Origin of the sequence: Coleofasciculus sp. G3-WIS-01 (assembly GCF_040223135.1) — a bacterium.
GTDB lineage: Bacteria > Cyanobacteriota > Cyanobacteriia > Cyanobacteriales > Coleofasciculaceae > Coleofasciculus.
This window is the reverse complement of sequence record NZ_JAVJZI010000124.1, coordinates 1-19,255: the sequence shown is the minus strand read 5'-3', so window position 1 is coordinate 19,255 and position 19,255 is coordinate 1. Positions and strand designations below refer to the sequence as shown.

Annotated in this window: 13 protein-coding genes and 4 pseudogenes; 9 read left to right on the top strand and 8 right to left on the bottom strand. The window is 45.2% G+C overall.

All coding sequences use genetic code 11. From position 1 onward, the window contains the following. Positions 1-10 precede the first annotated feature (10 nt). Together RIM23_RS12350 and RIM23_RS12345 are read left to right on the top strand one after the other, a co-directional pair. Complete coding sequence (locus RIM23_RS12350) at positions 11-1,348, top strand: RNA-guided endonuclease InsQ/TnpB family protein (RefSeq protein ID WP_446367459.1); 1,338 nt, start codon at positions 11-13, stop codon at positions 1,346-1,348. A gap of 76 nt (positions 1,349-1,424) precedes the next feature. Continuing rightward, positions 1,425-3,710, top strand: a complete 2,286-nt coding sequence (locus RIM23_RS12345) for a CHASE2 domain-containing protein (protein WP_446367457.1) — start codon at positions 1,425-1,427, stop codon at positions 3,708-3,710. 24 nt (positions 3,711-3,734) lie between these two features. Here the strand turns inward: RIM23_RS12345 and RIM23_RS12340 are convergent, their stop codons facing one another. Next, complete coding sequence (locus RIM23_RS12340; RefSeq protein ID WP_446367455.1) at positions 3,735-4,541, bottom strand: EAL domain-containing protein; 807 nt, start codon at positions 4,539-4,541, stop codon at positions 3,735-3,737. A 222-nt stretch (positions 4,542-4,763) separates the two neighbouring features. After that, positions 4,764-6,104 (bottom strand): RNA-guided endonuclease InsQ/TnpB family protein, encoded by a 1,341-nt coding sequence (locus RIM23_RS12335; RefSeq protein ID WP_446367453.1) that lies wholly within the window; start codon positions 6,102-6,104, stop codon positions 4,764-4,766. Between the two features lie 105 nt (positions 6,105-6,209). On the opposite strand from RIM23_RS12335, the pseudogene RIM23_RS12330 reads away from it, so the two are divergent. Then, a pseudogene (locus RIM23_RS12330) lies at positions 6,210-6,296 on the top strand (transposase); the annotation flags it as partial. A gap of 237 nt (positions 6,297-6,533) precedes the next feature. Here the strand turns inward: RIM23_RS12330 and RIM23_RS12325 are convergent. From RIM23_RS12325 to RIM23_RS12310, 4 genes are all read right to left on the bottom strand, one after another. Further along, positions 6,534-7,715, bottom strand: coding sequence for an aldo/keto reductase (locus tag RIM23_RS12325; protein ID WP_446367539.1), 1,182 nt, complete (start codon positions 7,713-7,715; stop codon positions 6,534-6,536). 219 nt (positions 7,716-7,934) lie between these two features. Further along, positions 7,935-9,653, bottom strand: coding sequence for an alpha-glucosidase family protein (locus RIM23_RS12320; protein ID WP_446367452.1), 1,719 nt, complete (start codon positions 9,651-9,653; stop codon positions 7,935-7,937). A gap of 26 nt (positions 9,654-9,679) precedes the next feature. Then, the gene (locus RIM23_RS12315) at positions 9,680-9,883 is read right to left on the bottom strand and encodes an alpha-amylase family glycosyl hydrolase (RefSeq protein ID WP_446367450.1); all 204 of its coding nucleotides are present in this window, start codon (positions 9,881-9,883) and stop codon (positions 9,680-9,682) included. A 2-nt stretch (positions 9,884-9,885) separates the two neighbouring features. After that, the gene (locus RIM23_RS12310) at positions 9,886-11,565 is read right to left on the bottom strand and encodes an alpha-glucosidase family protein (RefSeq protein ID WP_446367448.1); all 1,680 of its coding nucleotides are present in this window, start codon (positions 11,563-11,565) and stop codon (positions 9,886-9,888) included. A gap of 501 nt (positions 11,566-12,066) precedes the next feature. On the opposite strand from RIM23_RS12310, the pseudogene RIM23_RS12305 reads away from it, so the two are divergent. The 4 genes and pseudogenes from RIM23_RS12305 (at position 12,067) to RIM23_RS12290 (ending at position 14,889) form a co-directional block, all read left to right on the top strand. Then, positions 12,067-12,650 (top strand): annotated as a pseudogene (locus tag RIM23_RS12305) (IS607 family transposase). Beyond that, a pseudogene (locus tag RIM23_RS12300) lies at positions 12,637-13,858 on the top strand (RNA-guided endonuclease InsQ/TnpB family protein). The pseudogenes RIM23_RS12305 and RIM23_RS12300 overlap by 14 nt, the downstream one beginning before the upstream one ends. A 64-nt stretch (positions 13,859-13,922) precedes the next feature. Beyond that, positions 13,923-14,264: a hypothetical protein gene (locus tag RIM23_RS12295; RefSeq protein WP_446367446.1), complete on the top strand. Its 342-nt coding sequence runs from the start codon at positions 13,923-13,925 to the stop codon at positions 14,262-14,264. A 139-nt stretch (positions 14,265-14,403) separates the two neighbouring features. Next, on the top strand, positions 14,404-14,889 hold the full coding sequence (locus RIM23_RS12290; RefSeq protein WP_446367444.1) for a sterol desaturase family protein: 486 nt from the start codon (positions 14,404-14,406) through the stop codon (positions 14,887-14,889). 70 nt (positions 14,890-14,959) lie between these two features. Here RIM23_RS12290 and glgX read toward each other — a convergent pair whose 3' ends face one another. Then, positions 14,960-17,083, bottom strand: a complete 2,124-nt coding sequence (glgX, locus tag RIM23_RS12285; protein ID WP_446367442.1) for a glycogen debranching protein GlgX — start codon at positions 17,081-17,083, stop codon at positions 14,960-14,962. A gap of 358 nt (positions 17,084-17,441) precedes the next feature. On the opposite strand from glgX, the gene RIM23_RS12280 reads away from it, so the two are divergent. Together RIM23_RS12280 and RIM23_RS12275 are read left to right on the top strand one after the other, a co-directional pair. Then, positions 17,442-18,239, top strand: a complete 798-nt coding sequence (locus RIM23_RS12280; RefSeq protein ID WP_446367440.1) for a pantothenate kinase — start codon at positions 17,442-17,444, stop codon at positions 18,237-18,239. A gap of 402 nt (positions 18,240-18,641) precedes the next feature. After that, positions 18,642-18,824 carry a hypothetical protein gene (locus tag RIM23_RS12275; RefSeq protein WP_446367438.1) on the top strand — a complete coding sequence of 61 codons (183 nt, stop codon included), beginning with the start codon at positions 18,642-18,644 and terminating at the stop codon, positions 18,822-18,824. Between the two features lie 158 nt (positions 18,825-18,982). Here RIM23_RS12275 and RIM23_RS12270 read toward each other — a convergent pair. Then, positions 18,983-19,255, bottom strand: a pseudogene (locus tag RIM23_RS12270) (hypothetical protein); the annotation flags it as partial.

The following is a 19,255-nucleotide window of genomic DNA, read 5'->3' as shown; positions in this document are numbered from 1 at the left end:
TGAAAATGTTATGCAGCAAGTCCTAACCGCCAAATTAAAGCTAGAAGTCACTCAGGAGCAAAAAGAACGGCTCCGAGTGACTTCTTTGGCATATAGGGACGCTCTGAATTACACGTCTGCTGTTGCCTTTGAAATGGGCAAAATATATAACGGAACGAAGATTCAGAAACAAGTCTACTACAGGCTCCGCGAAAGGTTTAACCTTCCGTCTCAAATGGCTTGTAACGTTCCTCGGCAAGTTGGGGCGACTTACAAGGCATTGCGAACAAAACTTAAGCAAAACGAGGAGGCAATTAGAACAGGTCGGACAAAGAAGCGGTATAAGGGGTTGGATGTACCGCCTAAATTTGTTTCTAGAACCTGCACTTTAAACTACCAAAGAGATTATTCATTCACCAAAGACGGTCAGGTTGGTATTACCACGACTACAGGTCGCATCAAGGTGAATTACAAAGGCTACTCCAAACATATGGAAATGATTCAGTCTGGAGTAGTAAAGATTGGAGCTGGGAAAATTTGGTACTCGAAGCCCACCAAGACTTACTACTTGCTAGTGAGCTTGGAATTAGAAGTACTAGACCTGACCCCAAACGACATCAATAGAGTTGTTGGAGTAGACGTAGGACAGCGCTATATTGCCGTTGCCGCAGATACCCGAAACAAGACTCAGTTTTTCAGTGGCTCTTATGTGAGGCATAAGGCTTCTCGTTATGCAAAAGCGAGAAAGTCTTTGCAGCGTAAAGGCACCCGTAGTGCAACTCGTAGACTAGTTGCACTATCTGGACGGGAGAGACGGTTTATCGCTGACACAAATCACCGTATTGCCAACCAAGTTGTAACACCTGGAACCTTAATCGGATTAGAGAATTTAACCCATATCCGAGAGCGGACAAGACAGAGAAGAAAAGCTTCAAAAGCATCCAAGAAACAACGCAGAGCTAACAGTAATAAGGCTAGATGGTCTTTTGCCGAATTGCACGGCTTCATCGACTACAAGGCTGTTCTTAAAGGTAGTATTGCAGTTAAAGTTGATGCTCATTACACTTCTCAGGCTTGTCCGTGCTGCGGTCACACATCTAAAGAAAATAGACCCAACAAGGGTCTAACTTTTGTGTGTCAGCAATGCGGATACAGGCTCCATGCCGATCTAGTGGGTGCCAGGAATGTTGCACTTAGAGTGTTACTCTCTCGCCAAGAGTGGGAGAGTACGGGGCGTATTTCAGCCGTCCCTGATGTGTCTGGTGATGAAACCAAAACTGATTACCGCTTGAGGTATTCAGGGCTGAGGTGGAGCCAAGATACAATCCCTAACTTCAACGAAGTGACGCCTCAAGGCGGAACGGAGTAAGTTGGGGTAGTTGAAGATGCTGAGGCGATGAGAGAGTTAAAAGAGTAAACTCTCGCAGTGAAGGGTCAAAACTCAGATGTATAAATCCTGTAAGCGGTGGCTTTGGCAATGGCGTGGCGTTTGGATAGTTAGCCCAACGGTTACAGGTTTGATCATTCTCCTGCGGTGGATTGGGATGCTGCAAAATTGGGAATGGGCAGCCTATGACCAATATATGCGTTGGCGTCCTTCCGAACCCTTGGATCAACGAATTGCGATTGTGGGGATTGATGAGGCGGATGTGAAAAAAATTGGGCAACTTTCTCGATCGATTCTTCCGGATCAGATTTATGCCCAAGCTATTGCTAAACTCAAAACCCATAACCCTAAAGCTATTGGTCTGGATGTTTATCGAGATTTACCCGTACAACCGGGTCATCAGGAATTAGTTCGCATCTTTGAAACAACCCCTAATCTGGTGGGGATTGAGAAAGTGGTTGGGGATAAGCGTCAGGATGCTGTCGCCGCCCCCCCAGTGTTGAAAGCGAAAGGGCAAGTGGGCGCTAATGATGTCATCTTTGATGCCGATACTAAAGTTCGACGCGCACTCTTACAAGTTGAAAATGCCAATGGAAATGTGATTCCCAGTTTTGGATTTTATCTAGCACTTCTCTATCTTGATGCTCAAGGAATTAGCCCCCAACCAATACCAGGCGAACCCAATACCTGGCAGTTAGGAAAAAGCACGTTTTCTCGCTTCAAAAAAAATGATGGGGGTTATGTCCGCACGGATGACGGTGGCTACCAAATCTTATTGAATTATCGAGGTAGCAAGGAACACTTTGAGACTATCTCATTGCATGATCTGCTTGAGGATCGTATCCCTCCAGATTGGGGACGCGATCGCATTATTCTGATCGGCTTTGTGGGTGAGAGTTTCCAAGACTGGATTTTTACACCCTACAGTAGCAGTTGGTTCGCTTTGCCCGAACGTATGTCTGGAGTAGAGTTGCATGCCAATCTTACCAGTCAAATCCTGAGTGCCGCGCTACAAGGGCGTCCTCTAATTCAAACATGGTCTCAACTCAAAGAAAACCTGTGGATTTTTTTCTGGTCTACTGTAGGCGCTATTTTAACCTGGCAGGGACGGTATCAGGTGAACCTGCGACGGGCATCTGTACAACGCTTTTCGGGACTGATCCTGGCAGGGGGTATCGTGGCGGGTAGTGGTTATGGAGCGTTTTTGATCGGATGGTGGATTCCCGTGGTTCCGCCTCTGCTGGCTTTATCGGGTTCAGTGATGGCTATCACCAGTTACCTTGCCCATCAAGTGGGTAAAATCCGCGAAACCTTTGGACGCTATCTCACCACTGAAGTTGTTGCGAATGTCTTAGAAAACCCTTCGGGGGCTAAACTCGGTGGTGAACGGCGCACGGTTACTATTTTAACGTCGGATTTAAGGGGGTTTACTGCCCTGACTGAACGTTTAACGCCAGAAGAGGTGGTGAACATTCTCAACTTTTACTTTGGCACGATGACGGATGTTATTACTCAATACCAAGGCACAATTGATGAGTTTCTTGGGGATGGAATTTTAGTTCTTTTTGGTGCGCCGACGCTTCGTGAAGATGACGCCCGCCGCGCCATTGCTTGTGCAGTGGCGATGCAGTTGGCAATGACATCTGTCAATGAACGAATGAAGCTTCTGGGTTTACCGCCGTTGACTATGGGCATTGGTATTAATACGGGGGAGGTTATCGTTGGCAATATTGGGTCATCGAAACGGACGAAATATGGAGTGGTGGGCTCTCAGGTTAATTTAGCCTATCGCATCGAATCCTATACAACAGACAGTCAAATTCTGATTTCTCAGTCTACTCTAAATGCGGCTGGATTTGGGGTAAGAATTGATGGAAAGATGCGGGTTCAACCTAAGGGATTGCCCAAGCCCATTCCGATTTATGAAGTGGGGGGAATCGGTAAACCTTACTCCTTGTTTTTAACTAAACCTGAAGAACAATTTATGCCGTTGGTCGAGCCGATTCCTTTACACTACACTTTTTTGGATGGCAAGCATGTCAGTGATCTATTTTTTCGGGGAACTTTAGTAAAAATTTCTGCCAAAGGTGGCGAGATTCGCTCAGAACAAGTCATGGCTCCTTTGACAAATATCAAGATTAATTTACTTGTTGATGATCGGTTAATTTCGGTGAATGAGGATATCTATGCCAAAGTGTTAGATAAACCCAGTGATGATAATTCGTTTTATATTCACTTTACGTTTTTACCGCCGAATGTAGAAACGATGCTATCCAATCATTATAAGTTACTTCGTCAACTTCAGGGCGAAAGTCAGGAACAGGGAACAGGGAACATAAAATAGAAGTTCCTCTATTTTATGATTTACCTAAAAAATAGGCGTTCTCTTGAGAATAGGGGTAGGTTTACCTAAGTAAAACCCTTGGGCATAATCTACACCTAACGCCTGCAATCGTTCCAGAATCGCTACATTTTCGACGTATTCGGCAATGGTCTTAATTTGCTTCGCCTTAGCCATTTGTACAATAGCACAGACAATGGCTTCAGAGATGGGATTGTACACTACATCCCGCACAAACATACCGTCGATTTTGACAAAATCTAACGGTAATTCCTTGAGATAGGCTAAACTCGACATACCTGTACCAAAATCATCCAAGGCAAACTGACAACCTAGGTTTTGCAAGCGCTGGATAAATTTCCGAGTTTTGTCCAAGCTGGTTAATGCTACCGTTTCGGTAATCTCAAAGACTAAACTGCTGGGCGGAACAGGATGGTTGCTGACGGCATTTTCGAGAAAGTTTAGAAAGCTGTCATCGTTAACACTGGAACCGGAAAGGTTAAATGCAATAATACACCCACAATAATAATCCCTTGCCCAACAGCCCATACATTTGCTAGGGTGGTAAATACCATTGAAAAATGATTCCAGAACCCAACGATCAATAGATGGCATTAATCCTGATTTTTCGGCACAGGGAAGAAAATAGTTGGGTAGGATGATCCTGCCATCTTGTCCCACCATTCGGATTAAAATTTCCTTGTGAACATGACCCTCTTTTTCACCCTGACGGAGAGGGAAAATCGGTTGAAAGTATAAGCAAAAACGATCTTCTATAAGGGCAGTTCGTAATGCTTGACTACTGGTTGATTCTTGACAGAGATTTTCTCGCACATTTTTCACCTCCAATTTGTCACCTGCTTCTGTTTACCCCAATGCTACCAGAAAGGTGGTTATAGAACAGTTGACACTCCCCCTTTTAGAAAAAGGGGGATTGGAGCGGAACTCACATTCCACATATCCTGAGAAAACAGTCCTAATTGTCTTCCCAAGTTCCCAGGCACACGACGTTTACCCTGAAGGGTGTCGTGTTTTCTCCTTAAAGCAACTGTTAATTCATGGCTCTAGCGTTTCAAACAGGGTTAGCTGCTTGGGTTTCCCACAGTCCGTGGGTACCTTAATTAACTTCAAGCCATACTCAATAACGGCTTTACGCTTGATGTTTCGTGCAGCTTGTTGATCAGCATGGTCAAAATGACCACACCTGTTACAAATAAACCGTTCTCTGTCCCGGTTGGCTTTATCGATATGACCACAAACGCTGCACTCTCTGGATGTATCTCGCGGGTTCACCTTGAGCAAGACCTTTCCTGACTTCTCAGCCACGTACTGAATCTTGGAGATTAGCTCTCCCCACGAAGCATCCAAAATAGAACGATTTAAACCCCGCTTGGCTGATTGACCATTGGGTAGGAAACGTCCAGTTCCTTCATCTGGCTTGGGTTTGCACCGCCTCACCATTCCTTGAATGTTGAGATCTTCTACGACAATCGCGTCGGCTTTTTTGACCAGTTTATTGGCGACCTGCCATTGGTAAGCATTTCTGCGGTTAGCTATTTGGCTGTGCAGCTTGGTAACTGAAGCGACCCGTTTCTTTCGGTTCACCGAGGCTTTTTTAGTCCGGCTGACGCGGCGCTGACGAATCCGAAGAATTCGCTTAGTCTTCTGGTTAGTGGCAAACCTTGGATTGGGAATATCACTCCCATCAGAACAATGCACCAACTTGGTTAAACCCATGTCCAGCCCAACCGCCGTTTTTACTTCGGATGTTGGTAGAGGTGCAGCCATTGGGACTGATTTGTCCTCTAGTCGCACACTCATGAACCATCCATCGGTTCGGCGGCGGATTGTCACACTCCTGATGGCAAATCCATCGGGTATAGGACGGGAATTGAAAAAGCGCATCCAGCCAATTTTAGGCAGATAGACCTTGTTTCCTTTAAACTTAACCCGACCAGGTTTGTATTCAAACGACCGGAAATTACTGCGGTTTTTAAATGCCGGAAAACCCCGTCCATCAAAGAAGTTTTTATAGGCAGTATTCAACCGAGCAATGTTACGTTGCAATACGTCCGAGTCAATTGATTTGTACCAAGGGCGGGCAGCTTTTAGGTCTACCAATCCAGCGTCTTGAATTGTGCCAGAATTGCGTTTTTTGCCGCTATTTTGCCAAGGGTTTCCTGTTGCTCCATTTTTGACGATACAGCAGGTCAGTGGATAGGCTTCTGCTTGGGTTCTTAGGTTACAGTACGCGCCTTGGATGAACTGCTGTCGATAAGTTTCAATTCGGTCAGCCAGACACCAGTTGTAATGGCTTCTGAGCATATTAAGCCACGACTCCATCTTGACAGACTGACTGCCAGATGGACGTATTTTGTAGACGTAGCTTAAAATCATGACTGACTGGATGTTGTCGTTAATGCTATGTCATCAACAAAACAAGTATAGCACAAAAACCAACCTTCAATGCAACAATATAGAAAGAGCAATCACTCGGTTTAAATGGTAAATTACCATTTAGTCTGGACGCCCAAACGACGGAAAAAAGTCCTGGTAGGAGACATAAGGAAACGGTTCGACGCTATATTGAAAACCAGAGGAAATGACGGCGAATGAATTCGCCGTGTCGGACTTCATCCCCGATTTAAAAATACGGGGCTTCCGTCCTCCCGCTTTTTCTCTGTGATAGGGATAACAATTAAGCGTGAATGAGGGGAGAAACAAACTGATGTCGCAATCCTAAATGAGTTAGGAAATCTTCTGTTGCCAGTTAAGAGTTCCTTTGACTCACCGAAATGCTTCCGACTCAAGTCGAATCTCTATAGGTTATTGTTGGGATAAGCGTTTAACCGTTGCACCTCCTAAGCGCTGATCAGCATCCTCGAGTAAAGTAGGAATTGTATCAGCATGGGGACTCCGGTGTAAACATGCCTGAAGATTGAATTTTGCGATTTTATCGGCTTTAGCACCCGGAAACCAGTGTCCCGCATTGGTTAAGAGGTTGTAACGCATTTTAGCGTATTCAACCATATCATAGGCGATCGCTAAATTTCTCAGCCACAAAATTACCGGGATATTCACTCCACCAGGGGTGTCCTCGTGGCTGGGTAAACCGATGTGCCAGGTTTTGAACCAGTCTTCACCGAGTCGTGCGATCGCGGCTTCTTCTAATCGTGCGACAATGGGGGGTAATACTTCATCAACCTGATCCAATAATTCAACCGCTTTCAAGTGTTCATCAAAATCACTGGGGCGGGATGCACCTAAACTTAAGGTATGTACCTGGGGATGGGAAAGGCAAAATAAGTCATTAAATACCATTGGACTCAACGGTTGACAGAGTTCAACTAACCGTTGCGGCGGTTTATACAGCATTCCTCCTTTATCCGACGGACTAATAATAAAAACGCCCATATCGTGACGGGTGGCGGCTTCAATCGCCGACCAATTAAACTGATTAATGTAGTACCAGTGCAGATTTACATAATCAAATTGATCCGTTTCAATAGTTTTGATAATTAAATCAGTAGCGCCGTGGGTAGAAAAGCCAATAAACCGCACTTTTCCTTGAGCTTGCAACTGACGCGCCACATCCAGACAGCCCCCAGGACGAATGCTATCATGGAGTAATTGAGGCGTGTTTATTCCATGAAGTCCGAGTAAATCAACATAATCCAGTTTCAGGAATTTCAATGATTGTTCAAACTGACGCCGAAATTCTTTGGGGTCTGATTTAGGACTAACTTTTGTCTGGACAATTAATTGGTCACGCACAAATGTGGGCAAAATCTTGCCTAACTGCATTTCTGACGTGCCGTAACCCCGCGCCGTCTCAATATGATTAATGCCGACTTCAATCCCTCGACGAATTGTTGTGTCTAAGTTGTGTTGATTATCTTGAGGAATTAACCAGGCGGGCATATCTTTCCATTTAAATTGATACCGCATTCCGCCGCAGGAGAGTACTGGCATTTGTAGTTCGGTACGCCCAAATCGTCTGTACTGCATCATAAGTATGATTAGAAGTCGCTGAAGTCCAGAGTCTGTGAACTAAATCCGGGTTGACTAACCCCTTTATCATCCAGTCCGCGCAGGCGGACTTGGTTTGTGTAACCGCGATTAAAATCGCCCGATCTCAAGGGGGGCTTAGGACAAAGGGAGAATCCTACCAAATCCCCCCTTTGTTAATCAATGATACCCAAACCTCTAGGCTTTGAAAATTAAACGTTATTCAGTTGAATAATTTCCAAAATAAACGCCATAACCGGGAACTTCTACAACGCCATCATACCGTCGGTTAGTAAAATCAGACTCATCGGCTCTCAAACAATTGGGGTAGGGCGATAAATCAAAATGAACAGGTAGTGGACTCAAATTAAACAGACAAAGGAGGTTTTGTTCCTCACATTGGCGGGTAAATCCCACTAGCGGTTCATCTGTATCCAGCAGCGTTAAATCCCCTTTAAGTAAAGCCGGTTGTTGCTTGCGCCAATGAATCAAACGGCGATATTTATTCAAAAGAGACATGGCTTCATGATCCTGCTGGTCAATCGCCTGATCGCGATGTTCCTCTGCAATGGGTAGCCAGGGTTCTGCTGCTGCGGTAAAGCCAGCATTAGGCGCATCTTTGAGCCAGGGTAGGGGGGTGCGTGAGCCATCTCGACCTACAATGGATGGATACCCGGCTAGTCCAAAGGGATCTTGCATTTTTTCAAAGGGAATCGTGGCTTGGGTTAAACCTAGTTCATCCCCTTGATAAATACAGCAACTTCCCCGTAGCGAAAGCTGTAGCGCGATAAACAGATGGTCAAAGATGGCATGAGTGAATTTATCATCAATGAGAAACTTCAGCCAGCGGCTTTTGAGTCGGGGAAAATCATGGGTACCCCCTGTCCAGCAGATCACCCCCTCTTGAAAATGAGCTTCTACCTGCTCGATCATGTCGCGCACTCGCTCATAACTCAAGGGTTCATCATGCATCAAGACTGAGTTATAGGCTGTATGTAAGCGTTTCTCGCCTTTAACATATTCACTGGAGGTGACAATCGCATCTTCAGCCGAACTAATTTCAGCTAACGTCATTGTTCCGGGATATTGATCCATCAATTCCCGAATTGGTTTAAGAAATTCCAAGGTTTCCGGTTGGCAAAAGTTATATTTATTCAATTGAGAGAAAAATGGATCGTAGGGATCTGCTCCAGCCGGTCGCTTCATATTTTTGGGTCGGGGTGGATTATCCCGTAGTTGGCGATCATGGGTAAAGAAATTCACCACATCTAGGCGGAAACCATCGACACCCAAATCTAGCCAAAACTTTGCCACATCCAGAATGGCTTGTCTAACCTCTGGGTTATACCAGTTTAAATCGGGCTGTTCGGCTAGGAAATTGTGCAGGTAATACTGTTCCCGTTGAGAGTCCCATGTCCAAGCACTCCCACCAAAGGTTGAAAGCCAGTTGTTTGGCGGGGTTCCATCTGGCTTTGCATCCGCCCAAATATACCAGTCAGCTTTGGGATTATCATGACTACTGCGACTCTCGATAAACCAGGGATGTTCGTTTGATGTGTGGTTCCATACCTGATCAATGAGTACCTTTAAGCCCAATTCATCTGCCTTCTTCAGGAGACACTTGAAGTCTTCCATTGTGCCAAAAATGGGTTCTATCGCACAATAGTCAGAAATATCATAACCAAAGTCCTTCATCGGGGACTTGAAAAATGGTGAAACCCAAACCGCATCAACGCCCAGGGAGGCGATATAGTCCAGTTTTTCCATGATCCCCTTCAGATCACCGATACCATCCCCATTACTATCCATAAAGCTGCGGGGATACACCTGATAAATAACAGCACTACGCCACCACTCATTGGATTTTTGATTTGAGTTGGGTTTTTTAACCTTGTCTAAGGTGGTAGATTTAGGATTGAGGGTAGATTGTTCAATCATACGCGATTAAATTTATTTGTTGTTACCTATTGTGGCTTTACTGGTTCTTCCGGACTTATTGTATCGCCCTGCCTATCAGCCGTAAAGCCTGAATTATGGGCATCTGCCAAAAGCTGATCAAAATCCTCCAATGTTCCCAAATCTGGATCAATGGTGTACATATCCGTCACGTCATAGCCAAAATCATCCATTGGCGATTCAAATAACGGGCAGAACCAGATAGCATTCATGTTTACTCGTTAGCTTCAGATAAATTTAATTCCCCAAAAAAGACGCCATAAGCGGGGATTTTTAGCTGATCGCCGGATCGGTCTGTGGTAAACCCAGAACCCTTGACTTCCTGGCAATCTGGATAAGCTGACAAATCATACTGTTCTGGTGTATCACCGAGATTGAAAATACATAGTAAACGCTGTTCCTCTGATTCCCGAATAAAGGCAAATAGAGGTTCGTCTGTATCCAGTACTTTAGCATTAGTCATTCCCTGGATTAAAGCGGGTTGATCTTGACGCCAATGCGTCAGACGCCGCCAGGTATTTAATAGGGAGTTGGGATCAGGTTCTTGGACATTTACGGCTAGACCCAAATGAGACTCGGAAACAGGTAACCAGGCGCGTTGGGCGACAGTAAATCCGGCATTGGCGGCATAAGATTTCCAAGGCATCGGTGTGCGGGAACCATCGCGCCCAGGAACTTCTGGATACAGGGCTTTACCAAAGGGATCTTTAATTTCTTCGGGGGGAATATCCTCTGGAATTCGGGCTTCGGGTAAGCCTAACTCGTCTCCTTGATAGAGACAAAAGGCTCCGGGTAGGGAGAGTAACATTGCCGCGATCGCATGATAAAATTCCTCTGGATAGGGATTCCCTTCAGCATCTTTTCCTGTCCAACAGGATTTGAGACGACCATAATCATGATTCCCGACAATCCAGCAATTACCCCCTTCGCTGAAATAATGTTGCACTTTGTTCAGGGTATCGCGCATTAATTTAGCGCTAATCGGTTCATCAACTAGCAGTGCACTGTTATACGCCATATGTAATTTATCGCGTCCCACATGCTGACTTGATAGAACAATTGAATCTTCACAGAACGTGACTTCAGCTAAGGTAATTACTCCCGGATACTGCTCCACCAGTTCCCGAATCGGTTTGAGCGCTTCTAAGGTTTCTTCACGGCAGAAATTATATTTAAATAACTGCCGAACAATGGGATTATCGGGAGCAACGCCATCGGGTAAGGGTGCATCATCGGGGCGAGGCGGATTATCTCGCAATTTGGCATCATGCAAGAAAAAGTTAGGCGCATCGATGCGAAAACCATCCACACCTAAATCCAGCCAAAATTTTGCCCGTTTCATCAAGGAATCAACCACGTCCGGATTATGCCAATTCAAATCCGGTTGACTGGGGAGGAAATTATAGAAGTAAAATTGTTGACGTTCACCTGACCATTGCCAAGCACTTTCACCCATAAAGGCTGATAGCCAATTATTAGGAGGTGAACCATCTTCTTTGGCGTCTGCCCAAACATACCAATCGGCTTTGGGATTATCCCGACTTTTTTTACTTTCCTGGAACCAATGATGCTGATCTGACGTGTGATTCCAAACCTGATCAATCATCACTTTCAGACCCAGGATATGGGATAGGTTCAGTAATCGCTCAAAGTCTTCCCGCGTCCCAAACATTGGATCAACCTTACGCATGTCGGTAATATCATAGGCTAGATCGTTCATCGGGGATTGAAAGATGGGCGTTAACCAAATGGCATCAACGCCAAGGGCAGCTATATAATCGAGTTTCTCAATAATCCCTTCTAAGTCTCCTTTGCCATTTTCTATGGTGTCTTTAAAACTCCACGGCGAAATCTGATAAATGACAGCGTTTTTCCACCATTGCTTGCCTTGCATGAAACCTCCTTTTTTTCACAGAAACAGCACAATAAATCTCAGGTTGAATTAACCCGATTTCAGGTGGAATGCCAAAGGGTATGGCGTTGTTCTCGCTTAGCCTCTCTAGGCGATTGCCTCTTGAATCTACACAGCTAACATTTCAGCAGCAGCCTTGTGCCATTCCTGCGGCGATAGTATCAGGATTGTCTCGTTAACTGGTAGCCACCATGTCTACAGGAATATCCTGACAGGGGGTAAGCTGATGATTCATCCTTCTAAGGTAGGAATCAATGATGAACGTTTTTCCCAGATTCAGCTCATCTCACGCTTTGATGTCGTGGGTTTCCAGCCGCCTTTTCTGTATAAACTTGGATAGGAGCCTTATGAGAATGCCCTGTTGCCTAAACCATGACCCATTCCTTCGATCGCACAGAAGCCTGGTATTGTTTACATTCATTAAGAATACGGAAAATAGCGGCAATATGCGGTAATCTACACATAGGTCGATAAGGTTACCCCATGAAATTATCAGATTACGCAAAAGCTCAAGGCGTCAGTTATAGGACGGCGTGGAGCTGGTGGAAGAAAGGCATCATTAAAGGTCGCCAGCTTCCAACAGGAACTATACTGATTGAAACCGACGCATTTTTTGCATCTATCGTTGCTTGCATTTATGCCAGAGTCTCCAGCTCAGAAAATAAAAGCAACTTAGATAGGCTTGCCGAAAGACTGTCTCAGTACGCAGCAGAAGACAGGCTATGCCGTCAACAAGGTTGTGAAAGAAGTAGGGAGTGGACTGAATGACAATCGCAAGAAACTGAATCAACTCTTTTTGGACAGGAGTTTCAGCGTCTTAGTGGTAGAACACAAAGATCGCTTAACTAGATTCGGTGCTAAATATATCGAAATTCTTCTATCAGAAACAGACAGAAGACTCGAAATCGTTAATGGTGTTCCTGACGACAAAGAAGACTTGATAACAGATGAGAGCGAGTGTCATTACATCATTTTGTGCAAGGCTGTATGGGATGAGAAGAGCAAAGCGCAAGAGGTCAAAACTCATTAGTGAGCTTCAGTCAAATGGAGACAATGAGACTTGTTGAGAAGCATGTAATTCGGAAATGTTGCCGGGAATGGAAAGAGATTGATAGCTTGGCATTTAAGTCTAAAAATCTCTACAACCGAGCTAATTACGAAATTCGTCAACACTTCTTTGAAACCAATCAAGTTCTCTCTTACAACGAAATGGCGTCTCGGATGCAAGCAGAAGAATCGTATTGCGAATTGCCCCGCAAAGTCTCTCAGCAAGTTCTTCGTTGTTTAGATAGAAATTGGAAAGCGTGGAAAGAGGCGGATAAAGCTTACAAGAAAAACCCTTCCAAGTTCCTGGGAAAGCCTAGACTCCCTAAATATAAAGACAAGGAGAAGGGGCGCAATCTCTTGGTTTACACCATCCAGGCTATTAGCTCCAAAGAGCTGAAGAAGGGATGGGTGAAACCATCGGGAACAGACCTGATGATTTCTTGTAATCAGCAAAATATCAATGAGGTGAGAATTATTCCCCGTCTTAACTACTACGTGGTTGAGATAATTTATGAACAATCCGTTGAACAACTGGTAGACGGTGAAGCCGTAGCAGGTGTAGATATTGGTCTTAACAACTTAGCGGCTGTAACTTCCAATCAAAAAGGCTTTAAACCTTTCCTGATTAATGGCAGACCCGTTAAAGCAGTTAATAATTTCTATAACAAAAAGAAAGCTGAGCTTCAGTCTCGTCTCAAGGGAAACAGGAAAACATCTAACAGGATTCAGCGCTTGTCAACTAAGCGAGGATTCAAGATAGATGACTATCTCCATAAGTCCAGCCGTTTCATTATTAATCGATTAGTTGAGAAGAATATCTCAACTCTTGTAATCGGAAAAAATGAGAACTGGAAGCAGGAACTCAATATTGGTAAAGCCAATAATCAAAACTTCACCAGCGTTCCTCATTCTAGATTCATTGAGATGTTGACTTACAAGGCTCAGTTGGTTGGCATTAAGGTTGTCATCACCGAAGAATCCTACACTTCGCTTGCCAGTTTCTTAGACGGAGATCCTCTTCCTGTTTACGGAACAGCAGAAGCCAAAACCGCAAAGTTTAGCGGTCGTCGCCTTAAGCGCGGGTTGTACAAATCAAAAAACGGCGTTAAGTTTAACGCCGACACAAATGGAAGTTACAACATTATCCGCTTGCGTAGTCCCAGATGCTTTCTGCAATGGGATAGAGGGTGTAGTAGTTCACCCAGTTAAGATTACTCTTACAAACTAATTTCCGTATTTTTCCGTGAAATTAGGAACTATCCCGTTCATTACCTTAAGGATTTAGATCGTGGGTGAATCAATATAATGCAGATTCATTCCCTGACCAACCCTTACCTCCGCGATTATCACAGGAGACGCTACTGGATCGCTATCACTCCCATACGATAAAGTGTAAAAGTTGCAGCACCGCCTTAGCTAAAATTCGGCAGATTCGTCGTGGTGTTGCTGTCGTGGGGGCAATTGCTTGGGCGATTATCCCGTTACTGGCGCTGTTTTTTGACAAAACGGCAACCATCTCAGCCATTTTCTCCAGTGGGGTTGCGTTAATTGCTGGCATCGGCTGGTTTGGATTGGGTAGGTTGGAACGACGATTTTATGAAGGGCGAACGGTTCCACCACGCAATCTTCCCTAGGGTAGGGGTGGGTTTTACCAATAACCTTTTGGCACTGACCCCGCCCTTCTTAGGCAGCCGGGAGATAAAAATTCCCCGATAATATACTGAGAAGCAAATTGTCGCTCAATTAGTTAGTCGAACGTGTGAGGGAAAAGAGTTGATTAGCCCAATCATCTGTTTTGTTCTGGCATTTGTCCTCGCTTCTTTCGTGGAATACTGGATGCATCGCTTGATGCACGCTAATGCCCGCATTGGTGAACGTCATCGTGATCATCACCGCCGCAATGAAGGACAGGGGGTGCTGTGGGAGTTCCGGGATTATGTGCGGGGTAGCTTTATTGTCATGTGTCTCCTATTCTTCTATTCTTGGCAAGTTGGACTCGGTTGGTTCCTGGGTGGACTTTTTTATGCTGCCTTTTCTGCCTATGCCCATCAGCTACAGCACGACAATCCAAGACGGTGCTTCTGGATGAAAATGCCTGTTCACTATGTCCACCACAAATATCAAATGTGGCATCACAATTTTGGTTTAGCTGTAGATTGGTGGGATCGGGTTTTCGGGACGTATAAGCCTGTAGAATGGCTAACCGATGAGGAATTGAAGCAACCCGAACGCGGGTATTTACAATTGCGATGGTGGTAGATGGGGGAGATGAGGAAGATGGGGGAGCATAATTATAGAGACGTAGCAGGCTACGTCTCTACAGCTAACCTTATCGTCGTCGCAACACCATCACCGATCGCGCGGTGACAGAGATCGGCTTATCCTCGGTATAGCTGATCTCCTCCTCGATAAAGCGAGGCTTATCGGTGTCAATCACAACCAGCCATTCCCGGTCTTGCAATCCTGGGGGGAGCGTAAATTCAATCATCTCATAGTGAGCATTGAAGCAGAGGAAGAAACTATCATCCATGACTCGTTCTCCCTCATCCCCCCGCGCGGCAATTTCTTCACCGTTTAAGAAAATACCGATCGCTTTGGTATATCCTGCCAGCCATTGATCCTCTGTCATATCGCCGCCATCGGGGTTGAACCAAGCAATATCCTTAACGCTAGAACCGTAGATAGCGCGACCGAGGAACCACTTGCGTCGCCGGAAAATCGGATGCTGGCGGCGGAAGTAAATCAGTTGACGGGTAAAGTTGAGAAGTGAGGCATTTCCCTCCGGTAAATCCCAATCAAACCAGGAGATTTCACTATCCTGACAGTATGCATTATTATTCCCGTCTTGGGTTCGCCCAATTTCATCGCCGCCTAAGAGCATGGGAACGCCTTGGGATAGCATCAGCGTTACCAGAAAGTTGCGCCGCTGTTTATTCCTCAACTGCAGAATCTCTGGATCATCAGTTTCTCCTTCCGCCCCACAATTCCAGGAACGGTTATGGCTTTCCCCATCCCGGTTTTCTTCCCCATTGGCGTCGTTATGCTTTTCGTTGTAGCTTACGAGGTCATTCAGGGTAAATCCATCATGGGCGGTAATGAAGTTAATGCTAGCACTAGGTCGGCGTCCGTTGGACTCATACAAGTCAGAACTGCCGGTGAAGCGATAGGCAAATTCAGCTAAACTGCTATCTTCACCTCGCCAAAAGTCTCGCACGGTATCTCTATATTGCCCATTCCACTCTGACCACAGCAGGGGAAATTTACCCACTTGATAGCCTCCCATGCCCACATCCCAAGGTTCAGCAATCAGCTTCACATTTGAGAGGACGGGGTCTTGGTGAATAATATCAAAGAATGCCGCCAGACTATCCACCTCATAGAGTTCTCGTGCTAATGCCGAGGCTAAGTCAAAGCGAAAACCATCCACATGCATCTCTAGCACCCAATACCGCAGGCTATCCATAATTAGCTTCAGGACTTGGGGATGACGCACGTTCAGGGAATTACCACACCCGGTAAAATCCATGTAATAGCGGAGGTCATCTTCCATGAGGCGGTAGTAGGCTACATTGTCAATTCCGCGCAGTGAAAGGGTAGGACCGAGATGATTTCCTTCGCCGGTATGATTGTAAACGACATCCAGAATCACCTCAATGCCCGCTTTATGCAGCGCCTTGACCATTTCCTTAAACTCACTCACCTGTTGCCCTTGAGTCCCACTGGCACTGTAGTTGGCATGGGGCGCCATATAGGCAATCGAATCGTAACCCCAGTAATTCTTTAACCCTTTATCCACTAAATGTCCCGGTTGGGACAAGAAGTGATGTACGGGGAGCAATTCCACCGCCGTAATCCCCAAAGTCTGAAGATACGCGATCGCGGCAGGATGCGCCAGTCCCGCATAGGTGCCGCGTAAGGGTTCAGGGATGTCTGGGTGTAGCTGAGTGAAGCCCCTAACGTGGGTTTCGTAAATAATCGTTTCGTGAGCCTGTCGTTGCAGGAATTCGTCATCTTCCCAGTCAAAAGACTCATCAACAACGACGGCTTTGGGAATGAGGTGAGAATCATCAATTTCAGACAATGCCAAGTCTTTCTCTGGATCATCCCACGGATAGCCAAAGATTTCCTCACCATAGCCAATCTCGCCATCCAATGCCTTAGCATAAGGGTCAATTAGCAGTTTATTCGGATTGAAACGATGACCCTCCTCCGGTGCATAGGGACCATGGACTCGGAAACCGTACCGTTGTCCCGGACCAATCCCCGGTAAATAACCATGCCAGACGAAGTTGCTGACTTCCGTCAACTCCAAGCGTGTCTCCTGATTCTCATCATCAAATAAACAAAGCTCGACCGCCTCTGCGTTCTCACTGAACAAAGCAAAGTTTGTGCCTTTGCCATCCCAGGTTGCTCCTAAAGGGTAACTTTTACCGGGCCAAACGGGTACGTACATACATGAACCTCCTTATCCATCAATATAAAATACTCAAGCTCAAGGCAACCTTTCTCCTAAGCCGTAAGATGGATCTAATTACTTATCGCATTTGCACCTGATCAGGATTAACCAACAATGAAAGCAGATTATTCCCTCCCCCCAGCAATGAATGCCCTTGATTGGTAATAGGTAGATCAGCAAATCAATGGTTTGGGGGATTGGCAGGGTCAACTACTGTTTTTAGAAGTGAACTGGGATAAGTCAAACATCCAACAGAATTGGTAAGCGGTAATTTTGAAATTTTTATTGCACCCAATGGTATACATTTAACCTATCCCATCTCCAATCTCCAACGTTTAAGTAATTTTAACCGAACATGAATGTCCAAGACCATTATGTCGCATTGATGATTGGTAACTCTCGGCTGCACTGGGCTTGGTTTGCGGGAGATACTCTCCAAGATGCTTGGCATACCCAGCATTTTCCTGCAGCAGAGGTGGAATGGCTCATCCAACACTGGACATCTGGTCTTCTACCTACCACCGTTTTCGGTGAACCCTTCGTTTCCTGGTATTCCTCCAATCAATACCTACCCCTTTATATCGCTTCAGTCATTCCTGAGCAAACCCCATTGTGGCAAACCTATCCTGCTGCCCACGTCATTACTCTAGAGGATGTACCGCTTTTAGGCGTCTATCCCACCTTGGGCATTGATCGCGCCCTCGCTGTGTTAGGGGCGGGGGAAACCTATGATTATCCGGTGCTGGTGATTGATGCGGGGACAGCACTAACCTTTACGGGTGTCGATGATCATCGCCATCTCGTGGGTGGTGCTATTTTACCAGGACTCAAATTACAACTAGAATCATTAGCCCACAAAACAGCCGCTTTACCTTCTATCTCACCTAAGCGCCAATTACCCAACCGTTGGGCAGTGGACACCTCTGCTGCTATTGAAAGTGGCGTTATTTATACTCTACTAGCAGGAATTCGAGAGTTTATTGCCGACTGGTTGCATCGATTCCCTAACAGCCCGATTGCCTTAACTGGCGGAGACTCTGACTTATTGCTAAACTATTTACAGATTCAGCATCCTCAAATTGCCACTCATGTTTTTGCCGATTATCACTTAATTTTTTGGGGAATTAAAGTTGTTGCTTCAAAGGCAGACTAAACGAGGCAATATGTATAGCCACAAATATATAATTTTTGGGAAAATTAATACTAAGAAGCATTGAGGTGGGTATAAGAGCGCAACTTGAGAATATTGCATCCACAAAAAAACTATTTTATATATGTTTAATAGCTAACAAAAAAGCGAGATTAATTCGTTCTCTGGCAAAAAATGGATGAGATCGACCCGCCCTTGCCCCCAGTGTAATTACGACTTATTCTTTAATTTTCCTTGACATATTTTCAGGTGAAAAACTTATTGATTAATTTTTATCAGAAGAGTATTATCTTTACCATTTTTTAGCAACAACTTCATCAAAAAATTATAAGTAATACACGGAATTCAGGTTTGTATTTGGAATACTATAACTAGGTAAAAGTAAACCATTCAGAGAATAACTAAATGTCCTTTTCCAACCCAATCCAGCTATTTGACCTCAAAGATATGGAAGAAAATCTGGCAGAACTCCTGTCTAGATGTCGTCAATTACAAAAGAGTTCAGTCGATGACCAAGACACCGAGGTGCAAAATCACACGGCTTCTGCTGACCAAGAGCCGGAATCAGATGATACATTCTGGAGTTGAGCATTCACCCATCGCGATCGCATTAGATGAATGGGCAAGCCTTTGAGGAATAGAGGAGTAACTTGATCATTTTACCGCTTCTAAAAACCTAGACAAACCTACCCATAAGTAATTCTGCCTTGGTATAAGTCCACGGTGTAACTTTTGGTCGATGACCGTTAACGCTTGCGCTTGGCTGATACCCGGCGTTGTTGCTCGATATCAGCCTTAACCAACGGCTCCCAGTTAGAGACATTGTAGTAATCGTGTCTACGATTGACTACAGGGCATCGACCAATAAAACTATTAAATTGATATAGAGCGCTCCATACGTGCTTTCTCGGATTCACTCCGAGATAGGCGGACACAGAGCGCGGCAATCTCTCACTTAAATTCATTCCTCTTCTGGCAATTGCTAGGGCAGCTGCCACATCAGATGATAGTCCATACAT